The organism is Flavobacterium hiemivividum, from assembly GCF_004349145.1.
GTDB lineage: Bacteria > Bacteroidota > Bacteroidia > Flavobacteriales > Flavobacteriaceae > Flavobacterium > Flavobacterium hiemivividum.
In genome coordinates this window covers 261,843-288,085 of the sequence record NZ_SMFO01000003.1, presented here as the reverse complement: position 1 = coordinate 288,085, position 26,243 = coordinate 261,843, and the positions used below count along the sequence as shown (strand labels likewise).

The following is a 26,243-nucleotide window of genomic DNA, read 5'->3' as shown; positions in this document are numbered from 1 at the left end:
AATTCAAACTTAAAAAAATAATTATTCTTTAATTTTGAATCTAATATACGTAATTGCTTTGTTAACTTCCAAATATTGCTTCTCGTAGAACGTCTGAAAAGCAGTCACTTCCTCTGGACTTCCTTCGTTAACATATACATTGTGGTTTGCATATAAAACTTCATGGCCTTCACCGTGAAGCAAACCTAGTGTGTACCCATGCATGAACTCACTGTCGGTTTTCAAATTAACAACACCGTCTTTTTTTAGGATTTTTTTATACAATTGTAAAAACTCAGAATTTGTCATTCTGTGCTTTGTACGCTTGTATTTTATTTGAGGATCTGGAAAAGTAATCCAGATTTCATCCACTTCATTTTCGGCAAAAATATGATTGATTAATTCGATTTGAGTTCGAATAAAGGCAACATTGTGCAATCCTGATTCCACGGCAGTTTTAGCACCTCGCCAAAAACGAGCTCCTTTAATGTCAATTCCGATGAAATTTTTATTAGGATATCTTTCAGCAAGTCCAACAGAATATTCCCCTTTACCACAACCTAACTCCAAGACTACTGGATTGTCATTCTTAAAGAAATCTGTGTTCCATTTCCCTTTTAAAGGAAATAAATCACCCACTACTTCTTCTCTTGTTGGTTGAAAAACATTGGTAAATGTTTCGTTTTCCCTGAACCTCTTTAATTTATTTTTGCTTCCCACGATTTTTGAAATATTTTTGCAAAATTAAGGAAATATATAAGACCGAAGACGCATCCAAAGAAAAATTAATCCTAAACCAAGTGTACCCTTGATAAAACCGTTCTTTTGCCTAAAAAATTTGGCTATTCATTTGACTTCTTATAACCTAAAATCAACTGGTCTTCTATGGGAGCCTTGATTTCGATTACTGCTTTTACATTATCATTAGGGATCGTCATTGATAAAACATAGTGCTTAATTTTCCATTCGCCATCTATCTTTACTAATACTCCAGAACCTCTACAAACCTTCATTTGTGTATTAAGAAGTTCATCAAACCATGCGGTTTTTTTAGTTTTATCGAAATATACATGACGTTCTAATGCTGTAAAACTCCATGCTTTCCCTTTATCAAAATGAGGTTTAGCATAAGCCTGAAAAGCGGGTTTTTTCCAATTTTCAGTTGCATCAGTACCAATGAAAATGGCATCGTCCGTCATCATGTTAAAATAAGCATTAAACTGCGCTTCCGCTGCGGCTTTATGCCAAGAATCCATTAGCGTATTAATCTTGGTTTCATCTGAAGCAATCGTTTCTTTAGTCGATTTACAGGAAACGACAGCTAGAATGAGGACAAGGAGTAATTTTTTCATAAGATTCCTTTTTCGATAAAAATATAAAATCTTTTGCTCTTTCGAAGAAAAAACTGAAAAAGCGAATTGAACAACTCAAAAACAAACCAATACACACTACTACATCTCCAATAATTTTCTAAAAAGAACGAAATTTTTTATCTTTATAGAAATGATTGTGCCGTGAAAAACTCTTTTTTATCCCTTGTCGTTGTTTTATGGAGTTGTTCCATTTTCGCTTACAATAATTACGGAAATGATACTATTACTGCAAAGGTATTTTCTACTACCCGAATTTTTCAAAAAACTCCTGGCGGAAAATCAATAATTCCCATTGACATAGCAGCTATTAATGCTTTTTTCTCGAAATATCCCGCTTTAAAAAACTACCAATCTGAGGTTATGGCATTATATAAATACAAAGACTACAATTCAATTTGGCATAATGAAAAAGGGCTTATTGGATTTGCAGAACTACTGTATTCTAAAGCAAACGCCTTAGAGGAAGAAGGCTTGAACTACAACATTCCATATGCTCCCATAATCGATGGAATATTCGAAAGAAAGAATACACTTTCTAAAACTGACACAGACATCCTACTGAGCACACTATATGTTTTTTATGCCAAAAAGGTATTCTACGGAATAGACGTTGCTAAAACCAATGAAATAGGATGGTTTTTACCTAGAAAAAGTATTTCTTATGAAAAACTTTTAGATTCTCTTATAACAGAACCGCACTTAATACAAAAGAACGAAAAACAACTATTTGATCAATATTACAAACTTCGAGAAGCCTTAAAGAAATATAGAGCCATAGAGCAAATTGGTGATTGGGGAATTATCGAAATTGACCCTACAAGAGAATACTACAACCACAACGACAGCTCAAAAACCATTGCACAAATAAGACATCGCCTTGCAGTAATGGGCGATTTAAAACAAGATTCTAAAAGCAATATTTATGACCAGGAATTAATGGCGGGCATCATGAAATTCAAAAAAAGAAATGGTTACAAAGCCAATACAATACTTTCTAAATGGCAGTTGGAAAGAATGAACACGCCAATAGAAAAACACATAAATACCATTATGGTAAATATGGAACGCTGTCGATGGATTGACCCGAAGCTCCCTGCAGTCCCTGAATATCTATTTATTAACATACCCGCCTTTAAACTCTACTATAGTAGGAACGGCAATACCGAACTTGAGTCGAATCTTTTAGTGGGGAAAAACATGACCGAAACTGTGGTTTTTAGTGGCGAAATCAGTTCCATTGTTTTTAGCCCATACTGGAACGTTCCACGTAGCATCATCGATGATGAAATTAAGCAGGCTATTTTTCTAGATCCAAATTATCTTGAATCTCATGACATGGAATGGAACAATGGAAATGTTATACAAATGCCTGGCCTAAAAAACCCAATGGGGCTGGTTAAATTCATGTTCCCAAATTCGAATGATATTTATTTACACGACACCCCTTTTAAAAGCTTGTTTGAATTTGACTATCGCGCTTTCAGCCATGGCTGTATCAATATGGAAAAGGCGAAAGAACTTGCAATATTAATTTTAGAGGATGATCCAAATTGGACTGTCGCCAATATCAATGCCGCCATGAAAGGAGAGAAACAAACCATCCACATGCTGAAAAACAAGATTCCTGTATATATTGGCTATTTCACTGCCTGGGTTGATGATGAGGGTGCGATTAATTTTTATAATGATTTATACCAAAGAGATGATCGCTTAGCGGAGCTATTATTTTCTGATGATTTGAAATGAAAAATATAGAAAAGACCAAAATTTTTTTCTTCCCCTTGATTATCAATTAAGAATCGTAATGAATTTTATAATATTAATATTTAATCCGTTGGGTGCAATTAATAAAAAGACAAAGTTGACACCTAGAAACATAGTAAAAAAGAAGTATATACACCAATTCTTAGGCTCACATAGCTATGTTTAACTTCAATAAATAGAAATACCTTTCTAAATTTAGAAAATCTATATTTCGAGCTTACACTGAGTTTGCCGAAGTGTGCTGAATATTAAATAAATTGAATTACACCCAACGGCTTATTATTTAATGTATTTTAGCATTAGTAATCAATTAAAAGCACAATCCTACTACTATGAAAAAGTTGTCCAAATCGATTGCATTTTTTTGTTTTCTGTTTTTGCTTATAAATGTATCGTGCAAGAAGAAAGACATTGCGCCAGAAGTCATTCCAGATATAATCAATACGACTTTTGATAGTACGCTAGTACAAACTTTTTTCGCTGAACATCCAAAGCTAGCAAAATACCAATCGGAAGTGGAGCAACTGTACCGCCAACGTAAATTTCACTACATATGGTATGAAAATCACAGAGTCAACGAGTTTGGTAATGTACTGCATAACAAACTGAACAACCTTGCCGAAGAAGGCATTCAAGATACTGTTCCCTACAAAGAAAAACTAGATCGCCTTTATGAATATCTTGACCTAAATCAGAGACCAAAAATTGAAACCGAATTGCTACATTCAGCACTTTATTTTTTTTACGCAGACAAGGTATATCATGGTTTAGACCCAAAAAAATCGACCGAAATGGAATGGTATCTTCCGCGAAATAAGCAATCGTATGTTAATTATCTCGATTCGCTTTTAGTCAACCCATCCTTAATAAATAAACGAGAAACAGGGGTACTTAGCCAATATTTTTTACTAAAAAAAGTACTAAAAGAATACCGTCAAATAGAAAAAAAAGGAGGCTGGAAAACGATCAATATTGATCCTAAAGTTAAGGCCTACAAACTTGGTGACAGCTCGGCTACAATTGCCCAAATTAGAGAACGCTTATTCATCTCGGGCGATTTGTCTAAGGATTCTAAAAGTGCAATCTATGATAAGGATCTGGCGAAAGGCGTTTTAAAATACCAAAAAAGAAGTGGCACAAATCCTAGTACCGACATTCTACCAAAACATATCTCAGACATGAACGTCACTGTTGGGGAACGCATAAAAACTCTTATTGTCAATATGGAACGCTGCCGATGGGTTTCCAATGATATTACCAAAGCAAAAGAACTAATTGCTATTAACATTCCCGCTTATCAATTAACGTTTTTCAGAGACGGAAAACCAGAACTTAGGTCGAATGTGGTAGTGGGAAAAGTCATGAATAAAACCGTGATTTTCAGCGCACCAATGAAATACATTGTGTTTAGCCCCTACTGGAATATCCCGAAGAGTATCTTGGAAAACGAAATCCTTCCCAGTATAGCAAAAAATGCAAATTATTTAGAAGAACACGACATGGAATGGCACGATGATTATGTGCGACAAAGACCAGGTCCCACAAATTCATTGGGTTTGATCAAGTTTTTATTCCCAAATTCAAATGCGATTTATTTACACGACACTCCAGCAAAAAGTCTATTCAATAGAGAAGACAGAGCCTTTAGTCACGGTTGCATTCGAGTAGAAAAACCAGTAGAATTGGCAACTCTAATAATGAAGAATGACAGAAATTGGGACGAAGAAAGGGTTAGGGAAGCTATGAACAAAGGAGAAGAAAAATGGTACACACTCAAAAATAAAATCCCGGTTTACATTGGTTACTTTACCGCTTGGGTCGATGATCAAGGAGAAATACATTTTTATGAAGACGTTTATAAAAGAGACGATCAATTAGCTTCTTTATTATTTGTAAAATAATTTTCAACTCTTCATAACCAGCAAACTTTCTAATTATTAATCGTTAGCAATAAATAGTTTTTCGAAAAAAAATAAAGTTTTATACCATTAATTACGAAGCGTTCAAAGTTTTTTCGACTATCGTCACTTCGATTTTGAAACCTATAAAGAAGATTTATCTTAAAATAATAATTGATAAAAACATTTCTAAAGTAGTTCTCTCCACTATTGCAAATACAAAACGCCAATCTCCCGATTGGCGTTTTGGTTAAAATAAAGAAGTCGTTTTTTATTAAATCTAAATTACTTCACTTCTGGTAAACTTTTTACACCCATATTATACAAAGTAAAAGCTTGAATATCCACGTTTTCCTGAATAGTCGCCGCTACAGATTTTCCTGCACCGTGACCTGCTTTTACGTCGATACGAATTAAAACAGGATTAGTACCCGCTTGTTTTTCCTGCAATTCAGCTGCAAATTTAAAACTGTGCGCTGGCACTACTCTATCGTCATGATCACCAGTAGTTACCATTGTTGCTGGATATTTCGTTCCTTTTTTAACATTGTGCACTGGAGAATATCCTTTTAAATATTCGAACATTTCTTTGTTGTCCTGAGCCGTTCCATAATCATAAGCCCATCCTGCTCCTGCAGTAAAGGTATGGTAACGCAACATATCCATCACGCCCACGGCTGGCAAAGCCACTTTCATCAGCTCTGGACGCTGAGTCATGGTAGCACCTACTAACAAACCTCCGTTTGACCCACCGCGAATGGCAAGAAAATCAGAAGAAGTATATTTTTGAGCAATCAAATATTCAGCTGCGGCGATGAAATCATCAAATACATTTTGCTTTTGCATTTTAGTTCCTGCATCATGCCATTTTTTACCGTATTCACCACCACCACGCAAGTTAGGAACGGCATACACACCTCCGTTTTCCATCCAAACCGCATTAGCGATACTAAAGCTCGGTGTCAAACTCACATTAAAACCTCCGTAAGCGTAAAGAATCGTTGGGTTTTTCCCGTCTAACTTCACTCCTTTTTTGTGAGTAATCATCATCGGCACTTTGGTTCCATCTTTAGACGTATAAAACACTTGCTTTGATTCATATTCAGCACTTTTGAAATCTACTTTTGGTTGTTGGTAAACCGTAGACTTTCCTGCTTTTGGTTCGAATGAATAAATAGTCCCTGGCGTAATATAATTGGTAAAAGAATAATACAAGGTCTTATCTTTTTTCTTTCCTCCAAAACCACCAGCTGTTCCCAGTCCTGGTAACTTAATTTCACGAAGCATTTTTCCATTATAATCGTACTGTTTCACTACTGAAACCGCATCTTTCATGTAATTTGCAAAAATATAACCACCACCTGTTGATGGAGACAATACATTTTCTGTTTCAGCGATAAAATCTTTCCAGTTCGCTGGCTTTGGATTACTCAAATCTACCGTAACAACACGTTTGTTAGGCGCATTTAAGTCCGTTTGTATAAACAACTTCGTTCCTTCACTGTCAATAATATTATTGTCGCTATTGAAATTATCCACGATCGTAACAATTGCGCTATTAGGCTTTTTTAGATCTTTGATGTACAACTCATTTCCGTAGGTTGAAGTAGCCGCAGTAATCACTAAATAGTTATCATCTTCAGTTACGTAACCACCCACATATCTTCTTTTTTGGTCTGCGCCAAAGATCACTTTGTCTGCTTTTTGGGAAGTTCCTAGTTTGTGGAAATACAATTTATGCTGGTCCGTTTTTGCAGATAATTCACTTCCTTTTGGCTTCTCATAGCTGGAATAATAGAAACCTTCGTTTCCTCTCCAAGACAATCCGCTGAACTTTACATCAATTAAAGTGTCTTCTATTATTTTTTTAGATAGAGCATCCATAATGATTACTTTTCTCCAGTCGCTTCCCCCTTCTGAAATGGCATAAGCAACTTTAGAACCATCTTTAGAAAAATCTAATCCACCTAAAGAAGTCGTTCCGTCTTTAGAAAAAGTATTTGGATCTAAAAAAACTTCTTCTTTACCAGCCGCATCTTTTCGATACACCACAGATTGGTTTTGTAGTCCATTATTTTTAGAGTAATACGTATATTTTCCTTCGACAGATGGAGCACCTATTTTTTCATAATTCCATAATTTCTCCATGCGGTTTTTTATCGCATTTCGATAAGGAATTTGGTTTAAATAACCGTAAGTCACTTCGTTTTCAGCTTTTACCCATATCGCTGTTTCAGCAGATCTATCGTCCTCTAACCAACGGTATGGATCATTCACTTTTGTATCAAAATACATATCCACTGCGTCTCCTTTCTTAGTTTGAGGATAGGAAATTGGATTTTGCCCAAACGAACTTACTGTTGAAGTAATTGCCATAGCAAGAATTAATTTTTTCATTAAAGATAATTTTAAAGGTTACTACAAAAATAAAGAAAATCTCTGGCTTTCTTGTAGTAAGAAAAGTGTTAATACGATTGGTCGTTAAAAGTCGTTTATTGTTACGGATTTTTAAACATATAAATCACATCAGTTCTTTTAATTTATTGCGGATGAAATTTATTGCACCAAGATGCGCAGAGGTTTCACAGACAGTCACGAAGAAAATTAAGCCAACACTTAATAAATACCAATAGGTTTGAAAACTAATCTCTAATAGTTCCTAAACTTATATGTCTTAGGTCGTAAAAAACTTAGTGAATCTTTGCTTCAACTTTGTGGCTCTTTGCGAAACAAAAAAACTATTGCAACCACAAATCTCTAAATGCCCTATCTTTATCATAATCATTAGCTTGTTTTTCAATGTTGAAATAACGGTGTTTTCTGGGGTCGTTTCCTACTCCTGCCAGATACGCCCAATTTCCCCAATTACTACAAACATCATAATCAATTAACTGCGACTCAAAATAAGCTGCGCCAATGCGCCAATCCATATTGAGTTCGTTACAAAAATAACTAGCCACATTTTGTCGGCCTCTATTGCTCATAAAACCAGTTTGTTTCAATTCCAGCATATTAGCATTAATAAAATCAGAAGAAGTTGTACCATTTATCCAATGCGAAACCAGTTTTTTATTCAGCGCTTTTGAATTTACATTATCGCTTTTTATACCTGAGTATAAGAAAAATTTAGTTTGGTATTTTTTAAACATGAACCTAAAAAAATCACGCCATAGCAACTCAAAAACCAGCCAATACGTAGAATCGTTGGCCTGATTTTCATTTTCGTATTTTTTTATCTCATGATAAATCGCTCTGGGTGAAATACAGCCCATTGCTAACCAAGCCGAAAATTTTGAAGAATAATCTTCCCCTACCATTCCGTTTCTAGTTTCCTTATATACAGATAGGCTTTTTGTTTCAAAAAAATAATGATTTAGCCGTTTCATTCCCGCTGTTTCACCTCCCTTAAATTGAATCGCTGCACGAGAATCTATTGCAGAGAACCGTAAGCCTAGCTCTTTTAAAGTAGGTAAAATCAATTTAGGAATATTTGGAGATGTTATTGTAATTGGCCTTTTTAAAACAGGTCTAACGCCCGCATCTAGTTCCGTTTTTTTTCTAAAGGTCGTAAAAACATCAGGGATATCTTTTATTGCAAACGGTAAATCTTCGGCATGATACAAGGTACTGGTGCTAAAAGTTTCGAGTTCACAACGCAATTTAAAAAGTGCTGTTTGCACTAAGTTTTCTGTTTGTTTTTCTTCAAAAGCCACTTCACGTTTGGCAAAAACTTTTAGAGCTCTATATTCTTTGACAATTTTAGGAATCTCAACTTCTGGCTTTCCTTTTAAAATAACAAGGCCAGAACCCATTTTACGCAAACTATTATCTAAATCTTGTAATGATTCCAATAAAAATTTAGCCCGATAATTTCCTGTTTTTTTAAAACCATATTGCGTCGTTTCAAAATGGGCATCATCAAAACAATACACAGGTATAATTTCTTCGCTTTGAGCAATTGCTTTTATTAGCGCTTCATTATCATATAATCGTAAATCTGTCTTAAACCAAACTATCGCCGTTTTCATAATTCATTGATTTTTTTTAGATAATAATCCGCTTGTTCTAATAAGGCAACCTTCGCCTCTGGCTTCATTTTTCTCCAAACATTATACATCATTCCAATTCTTGGGTTTTTAGCTAATTTACCCTCATTTTTATCATAGAAATTCCAATACAGGCTATTAAAAGGACATGATTTACCCCCTGTTTTAAGTTCTTTTTTATAAAAACAACTGCCACAATAATGACTCATTTTGTCAATATAAGCAGCCGAACTCACATACGGTTTGGTGCCTACAATGCCGCCATCTGCAAATTGACTCATACCACGAGTGTTTGTAATTTCAACCCATTCAATGGCGTCAATATAGATACCAAGATACCAAGCATCAATTTCGTCAGGATCTATTCCTGCCAAAAGCGCAAAATTCCCAGTTATCATCAATCGCTGAATATGATGTGCGTAGGCAAAATTCAACGACTGATTTATAGCGTCTTTTAAACAATTCATTTTAGTGTTGCCTGTCCAAAACCAATCTGGCAACTTTTCCTGATTATTAAAAAAATTCATACTGGAATATTCGGGCATCTTCAGCCAGTAAATTCCTCGCATGTATTCGCGCCAACCTATTATTTGCCGTACAAATCCTTCTAATTGATTGTATTCGATTTCATTAGGCCTACTTTCCCACTCTTTCATGGCTTTATCAATAACTTCTTGCGGCGAAATCATCTTTAAATTCATTGAAAAAGAAAGTCGTGAATGATATAAAGACCACTCATTTGGCGTCATAGCATCTTGAAAACTACCAAATAAGTGCAAGCATTCTGCAAGAAAAAAATCTAATAATTGCAATGATTGTGCTCGATTAATTGGCCAAACAAAATTTACAGCATCAATATTTCCGATAGTTTTAATGTCTGTTGTATTGATTTGTTCAAGAACTTTAGAAACATCATTACTAAAAACTAAGGGCGGTGTAGGTTTGTGATTTTTGGGTAACTTTTTTCGATTTTCACTGTCATAATTCCACTTGCCAGTTAATGGCTGATCGCCTTCCATTAAAACATCGTGCTTTTTTCTAAGCATGCGATAGAAGTTTTCCATCACAAAGGTTTTCTTACCTTCAAAAAAATGTTCCAATTCGTTTCGGGAAGTAAAAAAATGTTCCGAATCAATTACTGAACTTGAGATCTCGCTTGATTTACAAAGTTCTTTTAAAACTTCGTCAACACGAAACTCATCTGGCAACTGGTATTCAAAATGGGTGAATTTGTGTTTAGAAATTAAGCTTTTAATATTTCTATCAAAGGATTGCAAATTGTCTTCATCATTCAAATACATATAAATCAGCTGATGCTTTTTTGCTTTTAAATCGAAATAAAACGCCTGCATCGCCGCAAAAAAACCGACAACTTTTTGGATGTGATGCTTAGCATAATCGGTTTCAGAACGAATTTCCATCATGACATAAGTCACCGAATCATCAGTAGTTTTAAACCAGGAATGATTGCTGTTTAGTTGATCGCCGAGAATAAGTCGTACTGTTTTACTCATTTTATTTATTGCTTCTGCATTTATCACTACAATATTTTACCTCATCCCAAACCTTTTCCCATTTTTTGCGCCAAGAAAAAGGTCTTTGACAAACGATACAAACCTTTGAAGGCAAATCTTGTTTTTTAACCCTTTTCATTGTCAAAATTTAGTCGGTTTCTTTTCCATTCTATTCCTACTGAAGAACCTTCGGCTATAAAAACGGCTTCGGGTTTTGTAGTATTTAAAATCGAAAACGCATCACCATACATCGCTGCAAAATCACAATCCATTTTATAATCTAACACTTGATTTACTCGCCAACTTGGATGTTGTAATTTGTATTCTTCGGTGTTATTTTGGTCAATTTTAGTGTAGCCGTAATAATGTTCGAATATAAATTTTTCTAAACTTTCATGTTTCATCGGCTTCGAATCGGTGGTTGCTTCTACATAAATACTATTCCATTTTTTGTTTAAAAGCCATTCAAACTGCACTTTTTTACTTTTGCTTGCTGTTGTGATTTCGTGTTTCGTAGGAACTACGGTATAATGCTCATTATATAATTTATTCGCCATCCAAGCCACAATAGGATACGGAATGGTTTCATTGACAAAAACTACTCCTCGTTTTACGGTGTTTTCTTCTTTTCGAATAACATAAAAGCGCAAATTAATTTCTTCAAAAGTCCCAAAATAAGGAATCGGAACATTGAAAAGCTTGGTTTTCTTGAACATAAATCCAACTAAACTTACATACGCTTTACCTTCATACAAATCGAGATCAACACCTTTGGGCAAGAACGGAATTAGTATTGCGGGGTCAATTTCATAATTTGCCATTATAATATTTTCCCAATTTGCTTTTAAAAAAAGTGTCATTATGATTTTGTTTTTTTAGTTCTTGGGTTTAGATCAGATTCCGAAGCAAGTTCGGAATGCGTGATTCGCACATTTTTGCTTTGCAAAATTGGCTTTCTACTCACGTGTTTTTTTAGAATCCGTTTACCTTCCTCTTTCACTTCGTCTCTTTTACGGAAACTCCAAACAATATCACTGGCATACTTTCTAGTTTCTTCAATGTTCACAATAGGTTCAGGATAATCCTTCCCTATTTCGCAATTATAAAATTGTTGTTCTATAGGATTTAATTTCCAAGGTTCATGGATTAAGCTCACTGGAATTTCCGCTAACTCAGGCAACCATTGTTTGATAAAAATACCGTCAGGATCATGATCTTCAGAGTTTTTTATGGGACTATAAATCCGAATAGTATTAATTCCAGTTGTTCCTGATTGCATTTGGATTTGTGGGTAATGAATTCCGGGTTCGTAATCCAGAAATTGTCTTGCCAAAAAATGCAATTCCCGCCAATCTTGCCAAAGATTAAAAGTGAAGAAAGAAACCAACATAGCCCGCATCCTGAAATTGACATAGCCCGTTGCAACCAGACATCGCATGCAGGCATCAACAAGAGGCACTCCCGTTTTTCCTTCTTGCCAAGCTTTGATATAGACTTCATTTTTTGGCTTGACCAAAGTGTTATAGGCTCTATTTACATTTTCAAATTCCATGCGGCATTCATCTTCAAATTTTTGCATAAAGTGACAATGCCAATGCAGTCTTGAAACAAAATTAAGAATCGCTCGTTTGTTTTTAGAATTCTGATAATGCTGATTCGTATATTGATAAATCATTCGCATACTAATATTGCCGTAAGCCAGATAAGGTGACAAGCGGCTACAGCCTTTTCTACTTAAAGCCGGTTTAGAAATATGCTTGCTGTAATTGACATAGCGCTCTTTTACAAAACTGTCTAAATAGCGCCAAGCGAGATTTTCGCCGCCTTTTTGGAAATTTTTATTCGGATTTGTAATTTCTTCAGAAAGCGAATTTCCTTTTAGGGAATTATAAAAAACATCCTCTAACTTAACTAGATTAAAATCTTGAACCGCACTCATTTTAGGTTCGGCGCGCATTACCTCTTCCCAACGTTTATCCCAATGTTGCCTTGATTTTAATTTCCTGATTACACCATGCAACTGCGATTCTTTCCAAGCAATATTATTTATTTCGAAAAAAGCCTGCATAGCGATATCCCGATCAAAAGTGATTTTGTTACCAATTTCCTGATGCGAAAACACCGTTTTTATATCGTAGTTTTTTACTAATTCCGAAAAAACAGCCTGAACTTCGTTATGAAAATAATAGAAGGTTCCATTTATAGGATTAAGTTTGGTTTGCAAATCCTGAATCGACTCATATATAAACCGCCAATGACGCACATCGGCATCATCGTAATTCATAACAGTGGGTTCAAAACAATAAACAAATAGTAAAGGTAGTCTCAAATTTTGCGCAGCAAACAAAGCTTCGTTATCTACGAAACGCAAATCTCTTTTAAACCAAACGATATTTACTGGGACTTTACTCACTTTCGTTTTACTCTTTAAATATTTTGTTTAACTTTTTTAATGTTAATGTTAAACAAATATACAAAACTTAGTTTAAATAGAGAATGTTATTATAAACATATGCACCCGATGTAAAGTTATTTCGCAGAGCGTCGAAAGAAAGCTTATTAGTTTTTGATTGGATTATGAATCAAATTTGTCCCTCAAAGATGCACAGAGGTTATGGCAGAGAGTCGCAAAGAAATTAAAAACCATTTAGACAGTAAGGGCTATTAAGTATTGTTTAATTCTCTTAATGGTTTAAAACTTAAGCGTCAAAATTTTTATACTCAAATGGAAAAGTATCGATTATAGAATTACACGACAAAAAAAACGCTACCCTTTTGGATAGCGCTTCATTATTTAGGCTTTTTCTATAAATCGAAATTGACACCCAGAACTATATTTCGTCCTATATTAGGAATTCCGTCTGTTTTTAGTCTCGAAAGATGCGCTATATAGCTTTTGTCAAACAAGTTATTTCCGTTTAAGCTGACATCAAAAACTGTTTCTCCCAGTTTTACTGTCCCACCGAAACCAAGATTCACCAAGGTATATCCGCTTGAACTTGTTTCAAAACCACTCACCTTATTTTGATTCAAGGTCGTGTTTACGCTTATTGAAGCAAAACCTTCTGCGAGCCAGTTCTTAATATCAAACTCAGTTCTAATGGTGTTATTCCAGTTGTTTGCTGGAATTAAAGGCAAATAGTCACTTCCACCGCTTCGCGACTGCTTCTTACCGGTAACCGATTCAAAACTAGTTTCATAATGCAGCCAGTCCAAAGGATGTGGGTGAAAATGCAATCCTATCTCACCACCATATAATCTGGCATCATCTTGAATGTATTCAAAAACGTCGTTAGCATCGATTTGTGTTCCTGTAGGTGAAGTATAAATGTAATCGTTAATGTGGTTGTAAAAACCATTCACAAAAAACTCAAAATGACTGTTGCTATATTCTAGATTTAAATCGGTTTGAATGTTTTGTTCTGTTTTTAAATTAGCATTCCCTACCTCAAATCGATTGGTTCCATGGTGCACACCATTAGAAGTTAACTCTGCTAAATTTGGAGCTCTAAAACCAGTAGCAACGTTCACACGCATAGTCAACGGTTCAGCTAGATTTGTTTTATAACCTAATGAGGCATTAAAACTATTGAATGATCTGTTTAGCGCGTCAAATTCTCCACCGTGATGCTCGTGTCCATCATGATCAGCATGATCATCATGATCATCTGCCTCGTGAGCTAACGAATTGATATTACGACTATCAAAACGCAAACCAGCCTGAATTACATTAGATTTCCATTGGTAATTAACCATTCCAAAAACACCAAAATCATTTGTAGTAGCATCAGGAATTAAATATTCTTCACCTGAATTCGTATTGGTTTGATGCATTCCTTGCACTCCCAAAATAGTTTCAAACCTTCCAAATTGCGGCAAATAGTATTTTGCATTGTAGTTGAACGTGTTTAAATCCATATCTAAAGAAGGATCATTGCTTTCTTCAAACTCCTTTCGATTATTAGAAATATACCCTAAATCAACATCTAATTTAGATTTTGCAAAATAAACGATATTATTTAAACTCAGTAGGTGATTGAAAACACCTTGCTTTGGAAAATCAGGATTTTTGTTTGTTGATTGTTCCCCAATTCCTTCTTCGGGAATTCCTAAATCGAGCGCATTGTAATTGTAGCGCAGCACAGATGAAAATTTAGAATTGCTGTATCCAATTCCGGTTTTAAAATCTGTCTCATTGTAACGCGTATTAGTTACTCTATCACCATCTTTAATTTTATAATCAGCATGTGTATTATAACTACCACGCGCAAGGAATTTCCAATTGTCAGAGGAGGTTTTTAATCCCAGTGAAGTATTGCTACCTTGAGTATTACTGAAAAATTTCTGACTAACATTTGCTTGAAAAGTATTCGCATCAGCAAATTTCTCCGGATTAAAATACAAAACACCACCCAAAGCATCCGAACCATACAACAAAGAAGCCGGTCCTTTTATTACCTCAACGCTTTCAATTCCTGAGTCATTTAAACCCAAACCATGCTCGCTTCCAAACTGCTGATTTTCTATTCTAACACCTTGTGAATAGACTAAAACACGATTGCCGCTTAAACCACGAATAACTGGTTTCCCAATTGATGTTCCTGTAGAAACTTGAGAAACACCTGGAATAGTTGCTAGTCCCTCTACTAAGGTCGCAGTCCCCTTTTGTTGTAACTCCTTAATCGTTTCATGCTCCACTTTCATCACATTTTGTGATTGTATTTTGTTGAAAGCAGTAGAAACAATTACTTCATTCATATGGAAAACAGTTTCTTCAATAACTACGTCTAATGTGTTTTCCTTTTGAATTCCTTCAATTTTTCTATTTTCAGTTATAAAACCTATGTAACTAAAACTCAATTTTACTTTTCCATCAGGAAGGTTGGCCAAACTGTATTTTCCGTTTCCATCAGTTATGGTTCCTTTATGTAATTCTGGGACATAGACAGACACCCCGCTTACCGGCTGTTTATTCATATCTGTTACTGTTCCCGATACTGTATTTTGCGCTTGAAGCATTGCCGAAAACCCTAAAATTAGGGCAATTATATATTTTTTCATTAAAATGATTGTATGGATATTTAGAGATTCATCCCCTCAAAAACAATTTTATACGAACAATGTTATCCTAAAAAAACCATCAAAGCCACTATTGTGTTGTAGCTTGAATTAATTTTTTGGACACAAAGTATAGTATTAAACTATAAGAGAATGTTTAATTTGTAATTGTTTAAAATCAAAACAGTGCGTTTAATTTTATTCTTCTTAAAAAAAAAGAGTGATTTTAAGCCGTTAAAAAAGGGGGACCTCTATGTGAATACAAACTTCCTGAAAAAGACAGAATTCCTTTAACAGTTTTATAAAAATAAGGGAGTTGTTTGTAATTTGAACTGAGTTTACAAGCAAAAACTTCGGGAGTTACGTAATTCCCAAAAGTAAATTGACACACTTTACAATCCTCTAAATTATGATGTTGATGTGTAATTTCGGGCGTACCGTTGCTGTACTTGTGATGGCATTCTTTTTCGGCAAATTGCTTTACAAAATGCTCATAGCTATGAAACGACTGAAACAGTATTGAAAACAATACCGTAACGGCCAAAGAGAGACTAATTATAAGCTGCTTCTTTTTCATTGATTGCAAATGTAACAAAACATAAAAAAGAAAACCAGCTGTTTTAACAAAACTAATGGATTGTTTTAACAGATGGTTTAAATTTTTTAATTAGCCTATGCTAAAATGAACATCCGCTAGCCTTTTGACTTTAAGACTAGCGACTTTGTGACAAAATGCTTAGACTAGCTTAGAAGCTACTAGGTATTCCGCGATTTGAATTGTATTTGTGGCTGCTCCTTTTCTTAAATTGTCAGCAACAATCCACATGTTCAATGTATTTGCTTGGCTTTCGTCACGACGAATTCTACCTACAAAAACATCATCTTTTCCTTGGGCATACATTGGCATCGGGTAAGTGAAAGTATCGTTATTGTCTTGTACAACAACACCGTCTGTATGATGCAATAAATTTTGAATTTCTGAAACTACAAAGTCATTCGAAAACTCCACATTTACCGCTTCACTGTGTCCACCTACGATAGGCACACGAACTGCAGTAGCTGTAACAGCAATTGTTTTATCGTCTAATATTTTTTGAGTCTCGCGAACCAGTTTCATTTCCTCTTTAGTGTATCCGTTTTCTTCGAATGAATCACATTGTGGAATCGCATTTCTATGAATTGGGTATTTGTACGCCATTTCACCTTGCACTCCTGCATATTCATTTTCTAATTGCTCTACTGCTTTTACACCAGTTCCAGTAATAGATTGATAAGTAGAAACAATAACACGCTTAATGTTGTATTTTTTATGCAAAGGCGCTAAAACTAAAACCATCTGGATGGTCGAACAGTTTGGGTTTGCGATAATTTTATCCTCCTTAGTTAAGGAAGAAGCATTGATTTCAGGAACGATCAATTTTTTTGAAGGATCCATTCTCCATGCTGATGAGTTATCAATAACGGTTGTTCCAGCAGCGGCAAATTTTGGAGCCCACTCTAAAGAGGTTTCTCCACCTGCAGAAAACAAAGCTATATCTGCCTTCATGTCTACTGCGGTTTGCATTCCTACAACAGGATAACTCTTTCCTTTGAATTCAATTATTTTTCCCACTGATCTTTCAGATGCAACAGGAATTAATTCAGTGACAGGAAAATTTCTTTCTGCTAACACTTTTAACATTACTTCGCCAACCATTCCGGTAGCACCAACAACTGCTATTCTCATAGTATATAATTATTATAGAATTCTTAATTTGAAATGCAAAAGTAGGTAATAATCAAATCATAACAAGGCGCTTCACAATAAATAACAAAATGTTACAATTATAACAATAAAGAAAAACCACCCGCATTAGCGGATGGTTTAGTTGAACATATAGTATAGCGGTATTCTTATTTTTTCAACAAATCTCTAATTTGAATTAGCAATTCCTCTTGTGTAGGTCCTGATGGAGCTGCTACAATAGCTACTTCTTCTTTCTTTCTTGCTTTTTCAGCTGCTCTTAATATTACAAATACAAAGAAAGCAATGATAACAAAATTGATAGTCGCTTGCACTAAATTACCATAAGTAATTACGGCAGCGCCTGCAGTCTGAGCCGCGGCTAAATCAGCGTAGCTGTTTCCGTCAAGCGTAATAAATTTTTGTGTAAAATCTATTCCACCAGTAATTAAACCAACAATCGGCATAATGACATCATCTACAGCAGAGCTTACAATTTTACCAAATGCAGCACCAATAACTACCGCAGTGGCTAGACTCAATACATCGCCTTTCATCAAAGAGGCTTTAAAATCGCTAAAAAATCCCATAAGTTTCAGTTTTAAATTATTCGAATAATCGAAATTACGAAAATTTTAACATTCCTAATTGTGTTAATAGGATTTTATCGATAAAAAACACGTTTCACCCGTTGAGAGATACTTGTTAACACCTCATACGGGATTGTATTTAGTTTTTTTGCGATATAAGAAACGGTAGGGCTTTCGCCAAAAATAATAACCGAATCTCCTTCAGTGCAATTAATTTCGCTAACATCCACCATAATCATATCCATACAGATGCTCCCTAAAATCTTCGCTTTTTTGTCTTTTATATTTACAAATCCAACTCCGTTTCCCCAGCCTCTAGAAATTCCATCAGCATAACCAATGGGAATTGTTGCAATTTTTGTAGGTTTCTCGGCCATGAATTTTCTACCGTAACCCACACTTTCTCCCGCTTTAATCGTTCTAATTTGAGAAATAACAGATTTCAAAGTCCCCACATTTTCCAAGTACTTTTGCTCCGCGGGATCATTCGAAACACCGTAAAGTCCAATTCCCAGTCGCACCATGTTAAATTGTGAGTCTGGATAATTACTTATTCCCGATGTATTCAATATATGTCGTATTGGGTTTATTCCCAACTCTGTTATGATTTTAGTTGACATCGCATCAAATAAATTAATCTGAGAAAGTGTAAAATCGCGGTGTTTTAAATCGTCACTTGTAGCCAAATGCGACAGTATACTTTGCACTTTGACCGTTTCATTTCCTTTTAAAGTAGCAATTAGCTCCTCAATTGAGTCTTCCTCAAAACCTAAACGGTGCATTCCTGTATCTAGTTTTATATGAATAGGAAATTGATGCAGGTTCTTTTCCTTTGCGATTTTTAAAAAGGCATAAAGTCCTTTGAGACAATAAATTTCGGGTTCTAACTGATTCTGAATAATAGCTGCAAAACTCGTGTTCTCAGGATTAAGAACCATAATCGGCAATTGGATTCCTCCGCTTTTCAGCGAAATTCCTTCATCGGCGAAAGCCACACCTAGATAATCCACTTTGTGGTGTTCTAATAATTTAGCAATCTCCAAACCTCCATTTCCATAACCGAATGCTTTTACCATCACCATGATTTTTACCTTTGGCTTTAGTTTAGATTTAAAGAAATTCAGGTTGTAGCTAATAGCATTAAGGTTAATTTCCAGAACGGTTTCATGGGTTTTTTCTTCGAGCAAATAGACGATTTCTTCAAATTGAAAAGAACGAGCACCTTTTATCAAAATGGTTTCATTTTCGAAATCCAATTCATCAAAATTAGCGATAAATTCGGCTGTATTTTTAAAGGTGATGCAGTTCACAAACTTGTCTTTGAAGGCCGCGATGGTTTCTCCGATGCCTATCACCCGATTGATATTATTAGAAACAATCAATTGTGAAACTCGTGAATACAACTCTTCATTGGCCAAGCCACTCTGAAAAATATCAGAAAGTATTACTGTCTTCTTTTGAAATTGATTTTGACTTTCGAGAAAATCCAAGGCTATTTTTAAAGACTGAAAATCAGAACTGTAACTATCATCGATAAGACTGCAATTATTGATTCCAGTTTTTACTTTTAATCGCATTTCTACGGGAAATAGTAATACCATTCTAGACTGAATCGTTGCGATATCATAGTCAAAATGCAACAAAAGCATTAAACAGGAAATTGCATTTTCTATTGATGCCTGATCGTGAAACGGGATCTTCAACTTAAAGGAGTCTCCTTTGTATTTGTAATGTATTAGCGTATTTTGATCCTCGAACTCCTTTTTATAAATAAAAACATCGGCTTCCTCTTTACTAAAACTCCAACTAAATGTTTTTGTATGAGGAAGTATAAATTTGTCTACAATATCACTTTTTTGATAAATTAGAATTTCGACCTCTTTAAAAAGGACTAATTTTTCTTTTACTTTTTCTTCTAAATCCAGAAAACCTTCATCATGGGAAGAACCTATATTAGTAAGAATTCCAATAGTTGGTTTTATGACTTTTTCTAGTTTCTCCATTTCGGCAACGGTAGAAATCCCAGCCTCAAAAATCCCTAGATTGTGCTTTTCATTAATGGCAAAAATGGATAACGGAACTCCCACCTGAGAATTATAACTCTTCGGACTGCGAATAACGTTAAAGTCGGGACTGAGAAGAAAATTGAGCCATTCCTTTACGATCGTTTTGCCATTGCTTCCTGTTAAACCTATAACTGGAAAATTGAAACGACTGCGATAATAGGCGGCAAATTGCTGTAGAGCATCTAATGTATTTTCGACAATTAGGAAATTTGCTTTATCAGCGCAAGCTTCTGGAATATGTAAAACTACAAAGTTTTGCACTCCCGTTGCGATCAAATCTTCAATATAGACATGCGCATCATTATTAGGACCAACTAAAGCAAAAAACAAAGTGTTTGCACTGTTTTGCAACGATCTACTATCTATAGAAACGGTGTCAATCACCGCTGTTGCTGTATTGCCAATGGCCTTTGCCTTAAGAATAGGAATTATGTTTTGTACAAGTATGCTCATTTTTATGTAATGCGATTAACGACTATTTAATTGTTCCTATGCGTTACAACCAGCGTACTCTTACTGAAATAACTACACTGAAACATGATTCCCATTTGGAACTTTCTCAAAAATAATACTTCTTAACAAAAATACGGCAACATAATAGCATTAAAAAGGGAGAAGCCGTTTTATGTTTTGTGTAAATCAGGATTCTTTTTGGGGAAATTTTTTAGTTTATTTATTATATTTGTTTGGATAATTAATCGCAGTCCACTTGAAAAAAATACTTCCCTTATTTTCTTATATTTTCCATCCGATATTTATTCCGGTTTATGCTACGCTATTTTTCTTGTTTTCGAATCATTCGTATTTTTTAAATTCAGAAAAATATTTGGTGCTACTTCATGTAAGCATTATCACTTTGCTTATTCCGCTGCTATTTTTCTTTCTATTAAGAGCAACGGGGAAAATTGGCTCTATAATGGCGCCCTTGCTATCTGAACGTAAAATCCCGCTTGTTATTCAAACTTTTTTGATCATTCTTTTGGTTCGAAAAAGCATTACAATAGAACGTTACCCAGAGCTACACTTTTTTCTATTGGGAGCATTATTCAGCACTTTAATGGCGCTGTTATTATTGTTTGTTAAGACAAAAGCAAGTTTACATATGATGGGAATTAGCGCATTGACGATCTTTGTTTTAGGATTAAGCATGCATTTTCAAACCCAAAATCTTTTTGCCATTGCATTTCTTACTGTTATGAATGGCTTTGTAGCTTCCTCTCGCTTAGTGATGAAGGCACATACTGCTACGGAATTAAATATCGGACTTTTGATTGGTATTGTTCCGCAAATACTATTCTTGTACTTGTGGTTATAGGATATAAAAGATAATCCCAACATTGAATGCCTTCATTTTTATGTTCTCGCCACCAACTTCAGCAGATTTAAAAATAGGATTCAATCCATAATAAGCATACACATTTACCGTATTGTAACCTGCCGATAGATAAATACCATAGAGTAATTTATTAAAATCAGTGTTATTAGTAATTACTACTTTACTTTGATCGTCAGTATATAACGATCTATTGTATAAAACATAACTGAATTTCACTCCTCCATATATTCGCCAAAACTTGTAACTCTCATAAGTCGATGTTCGCCATCTAAACTCAATAGGCAAATCGACTAATAATTGTGTGAATTTATTTTTATTAAATACTGTTTTGTCGTCTAGAACAGTATAAACGGGCACTTCTCCAGTCCCGGTTATCGCCAGGTTTTGCACATAATTATTAAAAGTGAAACCTAAGCCTGTTGCAATTGCGTGTGTTCTGTCTTTATTTATTGGCATATCTCTCAATAAACCAGCGGACAATCCTACTGAAAACTTATTTTGAGATACCCCTTGCGGTTTATTTTGTAACGTATTGTAAGTTAAGCCCAAATAAAACTGATCTTCTCTATATAAGGAATCGACTTTTACTATCGCACTATCCTGAACCGACTCTATTTCTTGCGAAAAAATAGTAGAAACAGACAGTACTAGAAACAGACTAAAAATGATTCGCATAGTATAATTTTGGTTTAATGATTGTTTCATAGTAATCTTTAGACAGTTCTCGGAATGGATAATTTTGTATTTTTATACAAATATAGGATTTTGATAGTTTGTTACTGCGCTTTGGTTTTAAAAAACAATTTGAAAGCATGATTCTAATAAAGAAAAGTGAGCATTCTCAAAACACTCCATTATAACCGCGTCAAAGTTCTGCATTTCCTTTCTATAATCATGATTACTAGACATGTTAAATTCTTCATGTAGGTTTTTATTTATAATTACAAAATCGTTTTAGTTCATCCAATGTCCATTTCTTCACGCAATCCCACTGATAAAGCCAAAAAACTCCAATCTTTGAAAAAATTTCACTTTTAGTTAGTAAAATATTTTAATAATAATAACCACTATATTAAAATGTTTTATATATTTGTTACAGTTATATAATTTTTATATTAATTAATTGCTAATAAAAGCATAAAAAAGCAACTTAAATAAAGAATAATCGGCTCCGAATTATTTCAAGTATTCAAAAAAGATACAAAGTAAAAGACTAGACTCAGAACACCGAAGATCTAGTAACTGAAAATATTCACAACGTCGACTATAGATTAAATCATTCAAGATCTAAATTGATAATACAAAAAGAGTTCATCTCATTAATATAAAATATTTATTTGCCATCCTTAAAAATACCAATTGTAAGCACCTTAATTCCATAAAAAAAAGAATAAGCACTGGAAGTCAAATAAATGACACTGCAAAAACAAATTATTATTAACAAACCAAAAAAAATCATGAAAATCTTTTCCAAAAACAAGCCAAGAAATTTATGGCATGATTCCCCAGCCAGAGGGACAACAAAACTAGCCACAGTTTTGCTGACTGCCTTGACGGTTCAGCTTTCGACGGCAGCTACTTCAGACAAAGTAGTTTTTTTCGAAAGTAACACCACAGTTAATAAAGGAACAGAAGTACTTATCCTAAATGTAATTCAGAAGAAAATTACTGGAAAAGTGACAGATTCTGATGGAATGCCAATTCCTGGGGCAAATATTATCGCTAAAGGAAGTACAGCTTCGACACAAACTGATTTTGACGGTAATTTCAGCATTGAAGTTCCGGACAATGTTACTAAACTTATCATTTCCTACCTTGGAATGGAACAACAAGAAGTAAGCATTGGAAAATCACCACTTACCATTATATTAAAAGCAACTGGAGAAAACTTAGATGAAGTAGTTGTTGTAGGTTATGGAACTCAAAAGAAATCAAAAATAACTGGTTCTGTATCTAAATTAGATAGTAAAATTCTAGAAACAGGTACACGTTCTAATCCTGCTTCGGCATTAGCAGGAACGATTCCAGGTTTAAGAGTACAGCAGTCTTCTGGTAGACCAGGAGCAGTGCCTGCCATTGTTTTACGTGGAGGAACAAATTATGACGGTTCAGGATCACCACTAGTTATGGTTGATGGATTTGTAAGAGATGGATTTAGTGACATCAGTCAAGATGACATCGCTTCTATAGAAGTTCTAAAAGATGCTTCTGCCACAGCTATTTATGGTGCTAGAGCAAATAATGGGGTAATTTTGATTACTACTAAAAAAGGAAAAAGCGGATCTTCTAACATTACAATTAATTCAAAAATAGGGATCAATACTTTAAACGTTCCTTTTGACTTTTTGGATGCCAGAGACTATTTATATTACTCTAGAAAAGCTATAGAAACTTCAGGAAAATATGATGCTGGAAGATTGAGTCAATTAAACTCAACGGGGCCTTTTGGAACTGGAAACCTCTATAAAGATAGTAACGGAAACATTTTGGACGGAAACAAAACCTCATCTGCGGTATGGAGCCCAATGTTTAGAAACTCTATCAACGAGGAGCTACTATCTCAAGGATGGCAGTCCATGACGGATCCTTTAAAAACAAATGCAGCTGGAGCATATGATATTAACGGAACCAATAAAGAAATTATCTTCAAGGATTTCAATTATAAAGACTACGCTCTTAGACCTCAAGGCTTAACTAAAGATTATAGCATTAATATGACGGGAGGTAACGACAAAGGAAATTACTATGCCAGTATAGGTTCCTTTGACGAAGAAGGTTTGCCAGTAAACACTTTTTACAAAAGAATTACTTTTGTTTTTAACGGGGAGTACAAAATCAAACCTTGGTTAACCTCTACTTCGAGCTTGAACTTTGCTGATGCTAAATGGAGAGATACCCAAACAAATGGTGAAGGGAATTATCTAACTCGCTCACTAGGAGCCCCTCCAACAATGAGGGGTACAAATGCAAATGGAGAGTTATTAGTAGGTAGAGATTACACCGACGGAAACCCATTAGTGAATGATGACAAATTTATACGTAAAAATAATTCAGATAAATTTACATTGTCACAAGCTTTCAAATTTGATATTTTAAAAAATCTAAGTTTTAGAACTAGTGCAAACTGGTTTTATGACATGGCTTATAACGAATCCTTCAATAAAGATTTCTTATCAAGTCCAGGTAACATCAATAAGACAAGATCTTCAAGCGCCATTTACTCAAGGGACTTTAGCCAAACCTACAATGGAGCTTTAAACTACAACACTACCTTCTTAAGCAAGCACAATCTAAGCGCTATGGTAGGAACCGAGTATTATGACATCTATCAAAATGGCTTATCTGCTTCTGGTTCAGGCGCTCCATCTGATGACTTTATGGACTTGCAATATACTAGTTCTGATAAAGACAAAAGAAATATCGATACGTATCACCAACGTCAACGAATTTTATCCTTCTTCTCACGTGTTAATTATGATTATGACGATAAATACTTGATGACATTAACGGTAAGACGTGATGGTTATTCTAGATTATTAGACAACCGTTGGGGAAATTTCCCTGGAATCTCTGTGGGATGGAATTTACATAAGGAAGAATTCTTTAGTGGAATTTCAGATGTAGTAAACACCATGAAATTGAGAGCTAGTTACGGTCAAAATGGTAACGTTAGTGGTATTGGAGCTTACCAATTACAAGGATCTTATGGAGGTGGTAAATACGATGGAATTGTAGGATATCAAGCATCTGGACTTCCATTTCCAGACTTAAAATGGGAACGTTCTGCTACTTATGAATTTGGTATGGAAACTCGTTTGTTTAGCAAATTAGATCTATCTGTTGCCTATTATAACAGAGAGACTAATGATAAAATATCAACTTTTAACCTTCCCGCTACTTCTGGCTTTACAACCATTACAACAAACTTAGGTAGTTTGCAAAATAAAGGAGTTGAGTTAGACTTGAACTATCGTGCAGTAAAAACTGACGATTGGACATTAGACATTAATGCTAACTTCGCTACCAATGCTAACAAAATATTAAAATTACCTAGCAATGGTTTAGAAAACAATAGAATTGGCGGAAGTCAAGTTTATGATAAAAACGGAAACCTTGTGTGGGTTGGTGGATTCCAAGAAGGTCAAGATCCAAATCAAGCTTATGCTTATGTTGCAGAAGGAATTATCAGAACTCAAGCAGAGTTAGATGATTATGCATTAACACTAAGAGATTTAATTGGTGCCCGAGTTTTGGTTCACCCAACCGTTTTTAATGGGATGACCCCAGCTCAAAAAGCATTGCATTTTCCTATTGCACTAGGAGATGTGAAATGGAAGGATGTGAACGGTGATGGTACGATCAATAGTTTTGACAGAGAGTATATGGGACGCACCGTACCAAGAGTGACTGGTGGTTTTGGTTTTAATGTAAAATACAAAGCATTCACATTGAGCAGCCGTTTTGACTATGCTTTAGGTTTTGTTCAATACGACGGTCCTAAAACTTGGTTCTTAAGTAATGCACAAGGAACTTTCAATACCACACAAGATGTAAAAAACACTTGGACTCCAGAGAATCCAAATGCAAAATACCCAACTTATTACTGGGCTGACCAATTGTACAAGAACAACACCTTCCGTACTTCAAGTATGTTTTACAACAAAGCCGATTATTTAGCTTTCCGTGATGTGAGTTTGTCTTATGCAATCCCTTCTGAACTTTTGAATAAAATAAAGATGGAAGGAATTAGATTTACTTTAACTGGTCAAAATCTAGGTTATTTAAGTAAATCAACATTATTCTCGCCAGAAACAACAAACAACGGAACATCTGTTGCTGGGGGTTATCCATTACCACGAACAGTAATATTTGGTGTTCAATTTATATTATAAAATT

18 protein-coding genes are annotated in these 26,243 nt (G+C 34.8%); 4 read left to right on the top strand and 14 right to left on the bottom strand.

The genetic code is table 11. The features are described from left to right. Positions 1–21 precede the first annotated feature (21 nt). Both trmB and E0F98_RS07175 read right to left on the bottom strand, forming a co-directional pair. Entirely contained in the window at positions 22–699 is a 678-nt protein-coding gene (gene trmB / locus E0F98_RS07180) for a tRNA (guanosine(46)-N7)-methyltransferase TrmB (RefSeq protein WP_132109957.1), read from the bottom strand. A gap of 122 nt (positions 700–821) precedes the next feature. Next, the gene (locus E0F98_RS07175) at positions 822–1,331 is read right to left on the bottom strand and encodes a nuclear transport factor 2 family protein (RefSeq protein ID WP_132109955.1); all 510 of its coding nucleotides are present in this window, start codon (positions 1,329–1,331) and stop codon (positions 822–824) included. Positions 1,332–1,493: 162 nt separating this feature from the next. On the opposite strand from E0F98_RS07175, the gene E0F98_RS07170 reads away from it, so the two are divergent. Beyond that, a complete protein-coding gene (locus tag E0F98_RS07170; RefSeq protein ID WP_132109953.1) occupies positions 1,494–3,098 on the top strand; it encodes a L,D-transpeptidase family protein in 1,605 nt (534 codons plus the stop codon). Positions 3,099–3,448: 350 nt separating this feature from the next. Next, entirely contained in the window at positions 3,449–5,017 is a 1,569-nt protein-coding gene (locus E0F98_RS07165; protein ID WP_132109951.1) for a L,D-transpeptidase family protein, read from the top strand. 282 nt (positions 5,018–5,299) lie between these two features. Here E0F98_RS07165 and E0F98_RS07160 read toward each other — a convergent pair whose 3' ends face one another. The 11 genes from E0F98_RS07160 to E0F98_RS07110 form a co-directional block, all read right to left on the bottom strand. Beyond that, positions 5,300–7,390 carry a prolyl oligopeptidase family serine peptidase gene (locus E0F98_RS07160; protein WP_243699208.1) on the bottom strand — a complete coding sequence of 697 codons (2,091 nt, stop codon included), beginning with the start codon at positions 7,388–7,390 and terminating at the stop codon, positions 5,300–5,302. 362 nt (positions 7,391–7,752) lie between these two features. Beyond that, a complete protein-coding gene (locus tag E0F98_RS07155; RefSeq protein ID WP_165929292.1) occupies positions 7,753–9,042 on the bottom strand; it encodes a DASH family cryptochrome in 1,290 nt (429 codons plus the stop codon). Continuing rightward, positions 9,039–10,574: a cryptochrome/photolyase family protein gene (locus E0F98_RS07150; protein ID WP_165929291.1), complete on the bottom strand. Its 1,536-nt coding sequence runs from the start codon at positions 10,572–10,574 to the stop codon at positions 9,039–9,041. Before E0F98_RS07150 ends, E0F98_RS07155 begins: the two co-directional genes overlap by 4 nt. A gap of 1 nt (position 10,575) precedes the next feature. Further along, entirely contained in the window at positions 10,576–10,713 is a 138-nt protein-coding gene (locus E0F98_RS07145; RefSeq protein WP_132109943.1) for a DUF2256 domain-containing protein, read from the bottom strand. Next, positions 10,700–11,434 carry a YqjF family protein gene (locus tag E0F98_RS07140; protein WP_132109941.1) on the bottom strand — a complete coding sequence of 245 codons (735 nt, stop codon included), beginning with the start codon at positions 11,432–11,434 and terminating at the stop codon, positions 10,700–10,702. Before E0F98_RS07140 ends, E0F98_RS07145 begins: the two co-directional genes overlap by 14 nt. Continuing rightward, positions 11,434–12,987 (bottom strand): cryptochrome/deoxyribodipyrimidine photo-lyase family protein, encoded by a 1,554-nt coding sequence (locus E0F98_RS07135; RefSeq protein ID WP_243699207.1) that lies wholly within the window; start codon positions 12,985–12,987, stop codon positions 11,434–11,436. The genes E0F98_RS07140 and E0F98_RS07135 overlap by 1 nt, the downstream gene beginning before the upstream one ends. A 392-nt stretch (positions 12,988–13,379) precedes the next feature. Continuing rightward, complete coding sequence (locus E0F98_RS07130) at positions 13,380–15,635, bottom strand: TonB-dependent receptor (protein ID WP_132109939.1); 2,256 nt, start codon at positions 15,633–15,635, stop codon at positions 13,380–13,382. Positions 15,636–15,858: 223 nt separating this feature from the next. After that, entirely contained in the window at positions 15,859–16,209 is a 351-nt protein-coding gene (locus E0F98_RS07125) for a hypothetical protein (RefSeq protein WP_132109937.1), read from the bottom strand. Between the two features lie 159 nt (positions 16,210–16,368). After that, positions 16,369–17,358 carry an aspartate-semialdehyde dehydrogenase gene (locus E0F98_RS07120; protein ID WP_132109935.1) on the bottom strand — a complete coding sequence of 330 codons (990 nt, stop codon included), beginning with the start codon at positions 17,356–17,358 and terminating at the stop codon, positions 16,369–16,371. Positions 17,359–17,525: 167 nt separating this feature from the next. Further along, complete coding sequence (mscL, locus tag E0F98_RS07115) at positions 17,526–17,945, bottom strand: large conductance mechanosensitive channel protein MscL (RefSeq protein ID WP_132109933.1); 420 nt, start codon at positions 17,943–17,945, stop codon at positions 17,526–17,528. Positions 17,946–18,019: 74 nt separating this feature from the next. After that, positions 18,020–20,464 carry a bifunctional UDP-N-acetylmuramoyl-tripeptide:D-alanyl-D-alanine ligase/alanine racemase gene (locus E0F98_RS07110; protein ID WP_132109931.1) on the bottom strand — a complete coding sequence of 815 codons (2,445 nt, stop codon included), beginning with the start codon at positions 20,462–20,464 and terminating at the stop codon, positions 18,020–18,022. A gap of 256 nt (positions 20,465–20,720) precedes the next feature. Between E0F98_RS07110 and E0F98_RS07105 the strand changes: the two genes are divergently transcribed. Beyond that, positions 20,721–21,326, top strand: a complete 606-nt coding sequence (locus E0F98_RS07105) for a hypothetical protein (protein ID WP_132109929.1) — start codon at positions 20,721–20,723, stop codon at positions 21,324–21,326. Here the strand turns inward: E0F98_RS07105 and E0F98_RS07100 are convergent. Further along, positions 21,321–22,052 carry a porin family protein gene (locus tag E0F98_RS07100; protein WP_132109927.1) on the bottom strand — a complete coding sequence of 244 codons (732 nt, stop codon included), beginning with the start codon at positions 22,050–22,052 and terminating at the stop codon, positions 21,321–21,323. The two genes, E0F98_RS07105 and E0F98_RS07100, sit on opposite strands and share 6 nt — an antisense overlap. 752 nt (positions 22,053–22,804) lie before the next feature. Between E0F98_RS07100 and E0F98_RS07095 the strand changes: the two genes are divergently transcribed. Beyond that, positions 22,805–26,239 (top strand): SusC/RagA family TonB-linked outer membrane protein, encoded by a 3,435-nt coding sequence (locus E0F98_RS07095; protein ID WP_132109925.1) that lies wholly within the window; start codon positions 22,805–22,807, stop codon positions 26,237–26,239. Positions 26,240–26,243 lie beyond the last annotated feature (4 nt).